Origin of the sequence: Actinokineospora spheciospongiae (assembly GCF_000564855.1) — a bacterium.
GTDB lineage: Bacteria > Actinomycetota > Actinomycetes > Mycobacteriales > Pseudonocardiaceae > Actinokineospora > Actinokineospora spheciospongiae.
The window spans coordinates 45453-57914 of sequence record NZ_AYXG01000020.1; the positions used below are offsets into that span (position 1 = coordinate 45453).

7 protein-coding genes are annotated in these 12462 nt (G+C 72.0%); 4 read left to right on the forward strand and 3 right to left on the reverse strand.

Annotated features, from left to right (window positions below; all coding sequences use genetic code 11):
* Positions 1-8: 8 nt before the first annotated feature.
* A complete protein-coding gene (locus tag UO65_RS02480) occupies positions 9-1493 on the forward strand; it encodes a hypothetical protein (protein WP_035278310.1) in 1485 nt (494 codons plus the stop codon).
* Entirely contained in the window at positions 1490-4480 is a 2991-nt protein-coding gene (locus tag UO65_RS34210; RefSeq protein WP_084175242.1) for an amidohydrolase family protein, read from the forward strand. The genes UO65_RS02480 and UO65_RS34210 overlap by 4 nt, the downstream gene beginning before the upstream one ends.
* A 24-nt stretch (positions 4481-4504) precedes the next feature.
* Here UO65_RS34210 and UO65_RS02490 read toward each other — a convergent pair whose 3' ends face one another.
* The gene (locus UO65_RS02490; protein WP_052020529.1) at positions 4505-5650 is read right to left on the reverse strand and encodes a histidine decarboxylase; all 1146 of its coding nucleotides are present in this window, start codon (positions 5648-5650) and stop codon (positions 4505-4507) included.
* Positions 5651-5963: 313 nt separating this feature from the next.
* Between UO65_RS02490 and UO65_RS02495 the strand changes: the two genes are divergently transcribed.
* Together UO65_RS02495 and UO65_RS02500 are read left to right on the forward strand one after the other, a co-directional pair.
* The gene (locus UO65_RS02495; RefSeq protein ID WP_052020531.1) at positions 5964-7295 is read left to right on the forward strand and encodes a hypothetical protein; all 1332 of its coding nucleotides are present in this window, start codon (positions 5964-5966) and stop codon (positions 7293-7295) included.
* Between the two features lie 171 nt (positions 7296-7466).
* Positions 7467-7820: a tellurite resistance TerB family protein gene (locus tag UO65_RS02500; RefSeq protein WP_035278311.1), complete on the forward strand. Its 354-nt coding sequence runs from the start codon at positions 7467-7469 to the stop codon at positions 7818-7820.
* A gap of 41 nt (positions 7821-7861) precedes the next feature.
* On the opposite strand, the gene UO65_RS02505 is transcribed toward UO65_RS02500, so the two are convergent.
* Positions 7862-9358: a serine/threonine-protein kinase gene (locus tag UO65_RS02505; protein WP_035278312.1), complete on the reverse strand. Its 1497-nt coding sequence runs from the start codon at positions 9356-9358 to the stop codon at positions 7862-7864.
* A 3-nt stretch (positions 9359-9361) separates the two neighbouring features.
* Positions 9362-12412, reverse strand: coding sequence for a type I restriction endonuclease subunit R (locus tag UO65_RS02510; protein ID WP_035278313.1), 3051 nt, complete (start codon positions 12410-12412; stop codon positions 9362-9364).
* Positions 12413-12462: the final 50 nt, after the last annotated feature.

Below are 12462 nucleotides of genomic sequence, written 5' to 3' on the forward strand. Positions count from 1 at the left end.
CACCCCCGATGGGCGTGCGGATCGACACCGAGGCGTTCACCGACCGCGACCGCGAGGTCTTCCGCCGTCGCCTGGAGGACTCGCTGGTCGTGCTGGACACCGTCCTGCGGCGGCCCGGTTTCGGCGGACCCCCCGACACGGTGGGCGCGGAGTTGGAGGTCTTCCTCGTCACCGAGGACGGCACCCCGGCGCCGGTGAACCTGGAGGTGATCGCCGCGGCGGGCGACCACCGGCTCACCCACGAGGTCGGCCGCTACAACCTGGAGCTCAACCTGACCCCCGGGCGCGTCGCGGGCAGGCCGTTCACCGCCCTGCGGACCGAGGTCGGGGCGGTGCTGCGACTGGTGGCCGACGCGGGCGGGCGGTTCGGGGCACTTCCCCTGACCACCGGGATGCTGCCGACCCTGCGCCCTGGCGACTTCGGCCGCGACATGATCACCGACGTGTCGCGGTACCGGGTGCTCGACCGGGAGCTGCGCCGCCGCAGGGACGCGCCGTTGCGCATCGGCATCAGCGGCGCGGACGAGTGTGTCATCGAGGCGGACTCCATCGCGGTGCAGGCCGCCTGCTGCTCGTGGCAGGTCCACCTCACCGCGGCCCCGGACCGGTTGGCGATCACCCACGACGCGGTGCAACTGGCGACGGCGCCGCTGCTCGCGGTGTCCGGGAACTCGCCGCTGCTGCTGGGGCGGCGGCTGTGGTCGGAAACCAGGATCGCCCTGTACGAGCAGGGGATGGGCGACCACGCCACCGCCGCCGCGACCGGGACCCTGCCCCGGGTGACCTTCGGTTCCGGGTGGACGGACGCGGCGACGGGGGTCTTCGCGGACGTGGTGCGCAACCACGACGTCCTCGTTCCCGAGGTGTCCGACGAGGACCCGCTGACGGCGCTGCGGCGGGGCCGCGTCCCGGGCCTGGACGAGTTGCGCCTGCACCAGAGCACCGTGTGGCGGTGGAACCGCCCGGTGTACGACCCGGCGGGCAACGTGCGGGTCGAGGCGCGCGCCCTGCCCTCCGGCCCCACCCCGGTCGACATGGCGGCCAACGCGGCGTTCCTGGTGGGGCTGAGCAGGCACCTGGCCACCACGGGGAGCGGGTTCACCGCCGTCGTGCCGTTCGACGCGGCGAAGGACAACTTCCACCGGGCCGCGGCGATCGGTCCCCGGGCGCTGCTGCGGTGGCCGTTCCCCGGTGGCCTCCGCGTGCTCCCCGCCGCCGACCTGGTGCGCGCGCTGCTCCCGGCGGCGGCCGACGGGCTGCGCGACCTCGGCGTCGACCGCGCCGAGGTCGACCGGTACCTGTCGGTGCTGGAGCACCGCGCCGCCACCGGGCGGACCGGCGCGCGGTGGCAACGGGGCGCCTTCGAGGCGCTGCGGCGGCGCTCGTCCACCGAACGGGCGCTGCGCGAGTCGGTCCACCGCTACCGCGAACTGAGCACCACCGATGAGCCGGTGCACACCTGGCCGGCCCCGTCCCGAGGAGCACCCTGGTGAGCACCCCGCCCCCCGCCGCCGACCTCCAGGTCGACTTCCCCTTCGACTACGCCGCCCACGTGGCGGGCGGGCGGCGCATCGGTCGCCTGCCCGCGAGCGCCCTGGGCACCCGCGTCGCGGTGATCGGTACCGGCGGCAGCGGGTTGACCGCCGCCTACGAACTGCTCCGCGTGGGCGCCACCCCGATCCTGTACGAGGCCGAGCGCTCCCCGGACGGCCCCGGCGGCAGGCGGTTGGGCGGGCGGATGCACTCGCGGCGGCTGGCCCCCGCCGACAGCGCGGTGGTGGAACTGGGGTGCATGCGCGCCCCCGACTCCGCCCGGCTGCTGCGGCACTACGCCGACCTGTTCGGCCTGCACTGGCAACCCTTCCGCGACGAGTACGCCCCGGGCACCACCCCGCGCACGGTCCTCGACGTCGACGGCCGCACCCGCGCCGTCGGCGAGATCACCGACCTGTACCCCGAGGACGAGGTGTTCCGGCAGGCGCACACCCGGTGGCTGGAAGCGCTGGAGCGGATCGGGCTCACCGACCTGCGCCGGGCGGTGGCCGCGCGGGACCCGGAGGGGATTCGGCGGCGGTGGGCGGCCCTGCTCGGCCGCTACGAGCAGTGGACCTTCCACCGCTTCCTGCTCGACCCCGACGGCGCCGGGCTGACCTGGGACCAGGCTCGCGTGCTGGGCACCGCCGGGGTGGGCACGGCGGCCTGGGACTGCTTCTTCGGACTCGCGTTCACCGAGGTCGCGCGGCTGCTGCTGGCCACGGAGGGCGCCGAGGTGTTCCACCTGCGCGAAGGCATGGCCGCGGTGGCCGACGGGTTCTGGGAGCACCGCACCGGCCTGCCCGACGGCCGCTTCACCAGCCTGGCGGAGGTCAACGACGGGGCGCCGAGGCCGGGGGTGGTCACCCTGGAGGTCGGCGAGGACGCCACCGAGGGCGTGGTCGTGCACGACGAGGACGGCCGGGCGGACTGGTTCCCCGCCGTCGTCTTCACCCCGCAACTGCACGTGCTGGAGACCTCCGTGCGGGTCCGCCCGCTGCGCCCCGGCGGCGCACCGCCCTTCGGGCCCAGGTTGCTGCGCGCCATCCGCAGGCTCAGCTACTGGCAGTCGGCCAAGACCGTCCTGGTGACCGAGACGCCGTTCTGGATCGGCACCAGCCTCGACGGGGTGACCCTGACCGACCGGTTGCCGCGCGCGACCTACACGATGGACTTCGGCGAGCCGAGGGAGCCGGGCGGCAGGCGGTCGGTGCTCGTGCTCAGCTTCACCTGGGCCGAGGACTCCATGAAGGTCGCCTCGTCCACCCTGGAGGAACGGGTGGGGGCGTTCGTCGACGAGCTGTGCGAGATCCACCCGGAGGTGGCCGAGGAGCTGCGCCGTCAGGTCGCCGCGGGCGTCACCCGCACCATCTCCTGGGAGGGGGAGCGCAACTTCAAGGGCATCTGCCGGTTCTCGCGGCCGGGGGAGTACCCCTACCAGTGGGACCTGTTCTCGCACTTCGTGAAAGGCGCCGCGGGCGTGCCGGGCGAGCCGGCCAACCCGCTGTTCCTGGCGGGCGACGACGTGTCGTGGTCCCCCGGGTGGCTCGACCACGCCATGGCCTCCGGGCTGAACGCGGCCTGGGGCGTGCTGGACTGCCTGGGCGGCAAGACCACGTCGGACAACCCGGGACCCGGCGACGTCTGGCAGCGCGAGCACCACCGCCCGCTGACGCCCGCCGAGGTCGTGGACCGGCAGGTGCCGAGCCGACCGCCCACCACGACCAGCCCCCGCGACACCGCCCACGACGAGTTCGTGGTGACCGCCGACCGCCTGTGGGACGGGGAGCGCATGCGCCCGGCCGCCGAGGCGCGGGTGCTGGTGCGACAGGGGCGCGTCGAGCAGGTGGGCGCGCGGGTGACCGGGTCGCCGACGGCGCAGAGCATCGACCTGCCGGGGCACACGCTGCTGCCGGGCCTGGTCGACTGCCACGTGCACGTGCTGGACGAATCGCTGAACACCGCCTCCATCGGGGAGCAGACCCTCCGGGCGCTCCCGGCGATGCGGACGCTGCTGGACAACGGGTTCACCACGGTCCGCGACCTGGGCAGCGCCGACTACCCCAGCACGATCGACCTGCGCCAGGCGGTCGAGGAAGGCCTGGTCGTCGGGCCTCGCCTGCTCACCGCGCCCAACATCATCTCCGCCCGGGGCGGGCACGGTGACAAGGAACCGGACCTCACCACCCGGTTCGGCATCGAGGTCGGCACCCTGGCCGACGGCACCGCCGAGGTGGTCGCCCAGGTCCGCAGGCAGGTCCGGGCGGGCGCCGACTGGATCAAGTTCGCCGCCAGCGGCGGGTTCGGCACGCCCTCGGACCACCCGGCCGCGGTGACCTACACGCAGGCCGAGATGACCGCGCTGGTCGCCGCCGCCACCGACCTGGGACTGCCGTGCGCGGTGCACGCGTTCAACGACGAGGCGGTGCGCCGCGCGGTACGCGCCGGGGTGCGCTCGGTCGAGCACGCGAACCTGGCGGGCGCCGACACCCTCGCGCTGCTCGCCGAACGCGACATCTACCTGGTGCCCACGCTGCACGTGGTGTTCCACCACGTCGACCGGCTCGACGACGAGGACTTCTGGGAGGGCAAACCGGATGTCCTGCGCGCCAAGTTCCGCGACTGCGCGGAGTCGCTGCGGTCCTCGGCCGCCCTCCTGGCCGACAGCGACGTGCGACTGGCCTTCGGCACCGACGCCAGCGTGATCCCCTACGCGGACACGTGGCGGGAGTTCACCACCATGGCGCGGGTCGGCATCGGGGCCGAGCGGATTCTCAGGTCGGCGACGTCGGTGGCGGCCGACCTGCTGCGGCAACCCGACCTCGGCCGGGTGCGGCCCGGCGCGGTCGGCGACCTGGTCGCGGTCCCCGGCGACCCCACCGAGGACATGGGCGTCATGGGCGAGGTGGACTTCATCATGCAGGCGGGCACCGTGCGCAAGCCCTGAACCCCGGACCGCGTCCCCAGCGGGTCAACCGAGGTCGGCCAGCTCCGCGCACAGCTCGTCGACCTGCTGTTCGGTGACGTGCGGCATGACCACCAGCGCGGCGTGCTCCTCGTCGTGCACCAGGTGCCAGCGGCGGCAGAAGTCCGCCGGGGGCCGGTCGAACAGCACGATGGTCCCCCCGCGCGCCCGGCTCGGGTTGCGGCCCACCTCGGCGAGCCCGCGCTGGGCGTGGGCGGCGGTGCGGTGGCACCGGCGGGCCAGGTCGGCCACCCCGCGCCTGCCCAGTCGGCGGAGTTCGTGCCACAGCAGCACCGGCGCCAGCGCGTCCCGCGAACCGGTGATGGTGTCGTCGTCGGACCCGACGGCGACCCCCTCCGCGCGGATGGTGGCGACGTCGGCCTCCGGGACCAGGACCACCCCGCAGGGCACCGGGCACCCGATCACCTTGTGCCCGCTCATGGCGACGCTGTCGGCCCCCGAGGCGAGGTTCCACGGGATCGCCTCGTCGCCGAACTCGGCCAGGATGCCGCCGAAGGCCGCGTCGCAGTGCACCCAGCTCCGCTCGACCCCCGCCGCCGCGAGCGCGCGGCGCACCCCGGGCAGGTCGTCCACCGCACCGCGCCCGGTCGTGCCGATCGTCACCGCGACCACCGCCGCCCGACCGGGGTGCCGGGCCAGTTCCCCGACCAGGGCCGTGGTGTCCAGCGTGCCGTCGGGCCGGGTGCGCACCGCGACGTGGGGCATCCGCAGCAGCCTGGCCAGCTTCGGCAGCGAGTAGTGCGCCTCGGCCGAGGCGTAGAGCACCGCGTCGGGGTGGCGTTCCCGCGCCACCCACACCGCGAACGTGTTGCTCTCGGTGCCGCCGCTGGTGAGGTAGCCGAACACCCGGGACGGGTCGCCACCGGCCAGGGCGGTGAAGAAGTCCAGCACCGCCACCTCGAACGGCTTGGTGTCGATCCGGTACGCGCTCTCCGCGCGCGGGTTGCCGACGTTGTTGCCGTGCACGGCGAGGAATTCCGCCAGGGGGCGGCAGTCGAAGTCGAGGTTCACCGGGAAGCCCACCATGCGCTCGCTCTCCGCGCGCATCCACCGCACCGCTTCCGCCAGCGGGTCGACGTCCGGGTTCGCGTCCTCGCCGATGCGGAGCCGGTCGGGGTCGAAGAGTTCCACGGTCGTCCACCTCCACCGGGATCGTGAATGCCAATGTAGTGGCGTGCCGGGGGAGGCGGCAGGGCCATTCAGGCTGTTCGCGGGTTGTCGGCATCCCAAGAGGAATATTCCGCTCCGGCTGGCCGGTTCCTGTTGTCCCGCAGCACTTGTGGCCGGTTGGCACTGGCCGCCGCCTCACCCGAAGGAGCTATGGTCGCGGTGGGAGGGCCGTGCTTGAATGAAAAGGCGGGATCTCCGGAAAGCGGTCAGGTATTTGTTCGGCACGCCGGTTTCGGGCCGGTGTGGCGGTCGAAGCTGTCAGGAGAACTGGACGTTGCGCAAGAACACGCCCAACGAAGCGCTGCGCGCCCTCCTCGGGGAGGCTCGGTGGACCGGGCACAGCTTCGCCCTCGCGGTCAACCGGGTGGCCCTGGAGGCGGGCGTCGTCCTGCGCTACGACCGGACCGCGGTGGCGCACTGGCTGTCGGGGAGCCGCCCGCGCCCACCGGTCCCCGAGTTCGTCGCCCAGGCGCTGTCCCGCCGCCTCGGCCGACCGGTCCCGGTGGCCGACACCGGCCTGCGCGCCGCGTCCGCCTGCCCGGCCGAACCGGCCGTCGACAAGGCATCCGCCGCCTCCGCGCTCCTCCAGCTCATCACGGCGGACCTGGACCCGGCGTGCCGCAGCGCCCTGTGCCGACAGCCGTTCCGGGTGGAGTGGGCGGCGACCCCCGCGTGGACCGGTGGCCGGGCGGGCCGCGATCCCCGCCCCGCCCGGGTGTGCGCCGTCGAACGCGAGACCGCCGAGGCGATCAGCGCCATGCGGCGCGCCTTCGCCACCGCCGACCAGGCGTTCGGCGGCGGGCACGCCCGGCTCGCGCTGGCCGCCTACCTCGCCACCGACGTCACAACCTGGTTGCTGGCGTGCCCCGAGGACAACCACCGCACCCTGTTCGGCGCGACGGCCGCACTGACCCACCTGACCGGTTTCATGTGCTTCGACAACCTGCACCACAACCTGGCCCAGCGCTACTACCGGGCAGCGCTGCGCCTGGCGGACGAAGCGGGCGACGCGACGGCGCACGCGCTGGTCCTGCGCGGCATGAGCGTGCAGGCCTGGTTCCTGGGCCACTACCGCCAAGCGGCCTGCCTGGCCGACGCGGCGGTGGACCGCGTGGGCGGCCGGGCCGCACCCGGCGCGCGGGCGGCGATCCTCGGCCAGGCGGCCGTCGCCCACGCCGCGCTCTCGCACCGCGGCACCGCCCTGTCCCGCCTGGCCGAGGCCGAGGGATGCCTGGACGAGGCCGAGGAACCGCCCGCCCAGCGGACCGACCGGGCGGACCTGGCCCACCTGACCGGCCAGGCCCTGGTGTTCCTCCGCGCCAGCCACCGGGCCGAAACCGCACTGCGCGACTCCCTGCGCCACCGCCCGGAAGCCGAACGCCGCTCCCGCATGCTCACCATCCACCACCTCGCCGACCTGCAACTGCGCCAGGGCCGCCTGGAGCAGTCCTGCGCCACCTGGCACCGCTTCCTCGACGACTACCCCCGCATCCACTCCGCCCGCGTCGACCTCGCCTTCCGCACCTTCCGGCGAAAGCTGAGCGCACACCGCGACAACACCACCGCGCGCGACGCCCTGCACCGAGCCGCCCGCGTCGCCGGGTGACGAACACCCCACGACCGCCCTCACCGAGGCCCCCGCCCGCACGGCTCCCGACACACCAGAGGATGACAGCGGTGCCCCGTCCCGGTGACGCCACAATTGATGATCTCGTGCGGGTGTCCCACCCGGTGCTCTGATCCGCCCCGCGCGTGCACACGACCGGGAGGGACCCACATGTCCGACCACGAGGTTCTCGAAATCAGCGACTTCGGCAGGGATGCCTACGGCCTCAGCTCCGCCCCCGCGGCGGCGATGGTCAACTACGGCAAGGCGCTGCTGGTGATCGCGGGCGCGGACGGCGAGGTCAGCCGGGCGGAGTCGGACTGGCCGCGCACCCACCAGCGCAAGTTCGGCGCCACCGACGAGGTCATCGCCGAGTACGAGACCTTCGACCACCGGACCGCCGACCTCGCCGGAATCCTCGCAGGCACCTCCACCGACGTCGAACTCACCCTGCACGCCCTGATCGACATGGAGAAGGCCGCCCACAACGTGCGAGCCGCCATCTTCCACGTCGACGTGCTCTGACACCACCCGACTGCGGCACCCGGCAATCTCGCCGGGTTGTATCAGCCGGTGAACCGACTCAGCATGGCTCGCAGTTCGACTCGCCGTGGATGTGAATCCCCGAGATCGAGGAGGAGTGAACGGACAAGGGCTGCCGCCTCGCGTACACCGCCTGCTGATGCCTGCAACTTGGCCGCCTCCCGGCGCAGTTCGACCACCTCGTCATGAGTGGCACCGAGTTTCCGCTGCTGAATCCGCAAGACCGGTTCCAGGTGTTCCAGGGCTTCCGGTGCGCGCCCGAGGGCGGCGTGGCAGACCGCGATCTGCAGTCGCCAGTGCAGGACATCCGAATCCTCGGCTGCCCGCTCGGGTCCGATTTCGTCGATCAACAGCTCGTATTCCGCGAGAGCGCGGGCGTAGTCGCCGCCGAGCAGCAGGGTGTTCGCGAGTTGCAGTCGAGCGCCCCGCCGCTGGGTGCGCGGGTGTTCGCCCGCGCCTGCCCGTTCCAGGAGGTCTTCCAGCAACTCCGCTGCCTGGGTGAACCGACCTGCCATGGCCAGTTCGGCCGCCTCGTCACGAGTTCCGGCGAAGTCCAGCGTGTGCGGCGCGGCAGGCACGGCCTCGCGAGAGGCGCTGCGGCTGCGCGGGGCGAACGGATGCCGGTACGGGCGAGTGGGGTCGGAAGGCCTCGACGGTCCTCCGGTTCCGGTACTCGGTCCCGGAGTGGGGAGGAAGGGCAGCAGGCGCTCGTACACCTCCTGTGCGTCTGCCGGGCGATCCTCGGGTGCCTTGGCCAGCAGTCGCAGGACCAGTTCCTCGATGGCGGCCGGTGTGTCGGCTCGGTGCGCCCGCAGCCGCGGCGGTGGCTCCTCCACGTGCTGCCGCATGGCGGGGTAGGTGCCCTCGGCGGTGAAGGGGCGAGTGCCCGCCAGGAGTTCGTGCAGGATGCACCCGAGGGAGTACAGATCACTGCGCGGGCTGGGCACGCCGCCGAGGACCTGCTCCGGTGACATGTAGGCAGGGCTGCCGACGGCCTCTCCGGTCGTCGTCAGCCGGGTCAGGTCCGTTTCGAGCAGCGTCGCGACGCCGAAGTCCAACACGGTGACCGTGCCGTCCGGCCTGACCATCACGTTGCCGGGTTTGAGATCGCGGTGGACCAGGGAGACGGCATGCGCGGCGGCCAGCACGGACGCGACCTGCGCGGCCACGGCCACTGCCCAGTCCACCGGAACCGGCTGGTGCTGGGCGAGGAAATCGCCCAGGTCGATCCCGGGTACGAGTTGCATCACCAGGTACAGCTCGTCGCCCTGCGCGCCCGCGTCGAACACCGCGGGCACGCCCGGGTGTTCCACGCGTGCGGTGAGCCGGGCTTCGCGCAGGAACCGCTTCGCGAGAGTGGTGCGGTCCGAGCCGAGCGGCAGCACATCGGGGCGCAGCAGCTTGACGGCGACCGGCCGGTCCAGCCGCTTGTCGTAACCGGACCACACCTCGCCCATCCCGCCGCGGCCGATCGGCGAGGTGAGTTCGTAGCGCTGGTCCAGAGTCCGTCGCGCGGTCATGGATCAGGCCACGTCCCGGCGCAGCGACTCGTAGGCGTAGCGGCGGGCGATGCTCTTCAACTCGGAGTTGAACTGCGGGTCGTCAGCGAACATCTGCACCGCCTTGGTGTCGTTCTCGATGCGCTCGTACAGCTTGTCCTCGAACACCTCGTCGAAGACGTGCCCGAAGTTCTCCTCGTCGTTGGCGAACGCGGCGGCCTTCACCCGGGGTTCGGCCATCGCGGCTTCCGCTGAACCGCGCACGATGTCGCTCTCCCCGAGGTTGCTGCCGAACCGCTCGTTGAGTTCGGCGATCAGCTCGGCCAGCGACGCGACGGGGCGCTCGTTCTGACCACCGGCGCCGTCGCCGGTGAAACCCGGGAGCACCTGCTCCCCCTCGGGGTCGAGTGCCAGGTCGTGCTCTCCGGTCCGGCCGATCCTCAGGTGGGTGAGGTCGACCTGGCCGAGGTCGATACCCGGGTCCTGCCGACGCGCGAGCTGCGGCAGGAGCATCTTGCCGTACACGTACAGCCGCTCCAGCGACCGTTCGGTGAACCCGATCACCTGGGCGAGGAAACCGTACTTGCGGACGAAGTCGCGGAGGGACGACCGGAACTCCTCAGCCCGTTCACCGTCGTCTTCGAGCAGTTGGGCGAACCGGTCGCGCGCGGGATGGGTGAGTCGGTACAGCTCCGCGTGCGCCCGGTCCCACTTCGTCCGGTCACCTGCGAATCGCTGTGCCCGTTCGTACTCGGTGGCGAAGGCCTCCATCTCCGACTCCACGAGCAGTTGCTGGTCCATCACCGCTCGCTGCGCGTCGTAGATGAGGTTCGGGTCGGTCGGCGTGGTGATCGTGGCCTCGAAGTACGGCCGGAAGGCCGCCTGGATGTCCTCGGCCGCGTTGGCCAGGTCGAGGACGAACAGGTCGTCCTGCCCCTTCCGCGGGTGAGTGCGGTTCAACCGCGACAGGGTCTGCACGGCAGCCACGCCCTTGAGCGACTTGTCGACGTACATCGTGGTCAGCAGCGGCTGGTCGAACCCCGTCTGGTACTTCTCGGCCACGACGAGAATCCGGTACTCGGGCTTGGGGTTCGCCGCCGCGTTCTCGTCGTCCGCGCGGGTGTAGGCGAACGCCTTCGGCAGGGCCGCCTCGCCGAAGCCGTTCATCGAGGCCTCGGTGACGGTGTCCGCGTCGAGGTTGTCCACCTTCACCTCGCCCGAGAACGCCACCAGTGCGCCGCAGTTCTCGTAACCGCGCATGTCGACGTAGTCCTTGATCTTGCGGTACAGCTTGACCGCGTGCTCGCGGGAGCGGGTCACCACCATCGCCTTCGCCCGACCACCGAGGCGGCCGCGGGTGTGCTTGATGAAGTGCTCGACGATGAGCTCGGCGCGCTGCTGGAGGCTGGCCGGGCTCAACACGGCGAACCTGGCCAGGGCGGCGCTGGCCTTGCGCTCGTCGACCTCGCGGTCGTCGTCCCCACCGGTGAGTCGCCAGTAGGTCTGGTAGGTGACGTAGTTGCGGAGCACGTCGAGGATGAATCCCTCGTCGATGGCCTGGCGCATGGAGTAGATGTGGAACGGGCGCACGGTGTCGCCCGTCCGCACGCCGAAGAGTTCGATGGTCTTCGGCTTGGGCGTCGCGGTGAACGCGAAGTAGGACAGGCTCTGGTGCCGCCCACGCGCGAACGCCGCCGCTGTCAGCGGGTCGTCGTCCTCGTCGATGTCCTTGCTGCCGAGTTTGGTCAGCACCCGCTTGAGCGCCGCCGCGGACTCCCCGGACTGGGACGAGTGCGCCTCGTCGACGATGATCGCGAACCGCTTCCCGCGCAGCCCGTCCACCTTCTCCAGCACGAACGGGAAGGTCTGCAGGGTGACGACCAGGATCTTGGTCGTCTCGCCCGCCAGGGCGCTGCTGACCTGCTCGGACTTGGAGCCCTCCGCCTTGTCGCTGATCTTGGTGACCACCCCCGCGCGGTGCTCGAACTGGTAGATGGTGTCCTGCAACTGCCGGTCCAGCACCGCCCGGTCGGTGATCACGACGACCTTGTCGAAGACCTGCTCGTTGTCCGGGCCGTGCAGGTTGGACAGCCGGTGGGCGAGCCAGGCGATGGTGTTCGACTTGCCCGACCCGGCCGAGTGCTGCACCAGGTAGTTGTGCCCCGAGCCGTGCTCGGCCGCATGCGCGATCAAGCTGCGCACCGCGTGCCACTGGTGGTAGCGGGGGAAGATCAGCTCTCGGGCGTGCGGCCCGGGCCTGCGGCCGCCGCGCTGCGGGGTGCCCTCCTCCAGGTGCACGAAACGGCGGACGATGTCGAGCCACGCCTCCGGCTGCCAGACCTCCTCCCAGAGGTAGGAGGTCCGGTAACGGCCGGGTTCCGCACCCGGGTTGCCCGCGCCACCGTCCTTTCCCGGCCCTGCCGACCCGGTGTTGAACGGCAGGAAGCGGGTCTTCTCACCGGCCAGGCGTGTGGTGAGGAAGACCAGGTCGGGGTCGACCGCGAAGTGCACTAGCGCCCGTTTGGCGAACAGCGGCTCCCGCGGGTCGCGGTCGCGGCGGTACTGCTCCTTCGCGTGCTCGACGTTCTGCCCGGTCAGGGGGTTCTTCAGCTCGGCTGTGGCGACCGGAACGCCGTTGACGAACAGCGCCAGGTCGAGTTCCCTGCCGCGATCCCGGGTGGAGTACGCGAGTTGGCGGGTCACCGACAGCCGGTTCCGCCGGTAGTCGACCAGGGCGTCGTCGGCGAGGGTGTGCGCGGGGCGGAAGTAGGCGAGGCGGATCAGGTGCCCGCGGTCGCGCACGCCGTGGCGCAGCACGTCGACCGCTCCGCGCTTGTCGATCTCCTTGGCGAGGAACCGGCCGAACTGGCGCATCTGCTCGTCGGTGTCGTTGCCGTAGTGCGCTCTGAGCCTGCCCCAGACGTCGTCCTGCGTCGCCCCGATGAAGCTGAACAACTGGTCGGTGTCCAGACCGAGTTCCCGGTTGTAGCCGTCGCGCTGCCCCCGTTGCCACCCGGCGGCGACCATGGCCGCCTCGATGGCGTCCTCGAACGCCCGTTCCGTGTGCACTGCCATCGATACACTCCTTCCGGTGGAGGGCATGACCCGACTTGCGCTCTCAGCGC

What these genes read in the sequence shown, in the direction of transcription:
- UO65_RS02510 (WP_035278313.1), bottom strand. Translation starts at nt 12,412, where the DNA reads ATGGCAGTGCACACGGAACGGGCGTTCGAGGACGCCATCGAGGCGGCC.
- UO65_RS02500 (WP_035278311.1), top strand. Translation starts at nt 7,467, where the DNA reads ATGTCCGACCACGAGGTTCTCGAAATCAGCGACTTCGGCAGGGATGCC.
- UO65_RS02505 (WP_035278312.1), bottom strand. Translation starts at nt 9,358, where the DNA reads ATGACCGCGCGACGGACTCTGGACCAGCGCTACGAACTCACCTCGCCG.
- UO65_RS02480 (WP_035278310.1), top strand. Translation starts at nt 9, where the DNA reads ATGGGCGTGCGGATCGACACCGAGGCGTTCACCGACCGCGACCGCGAG.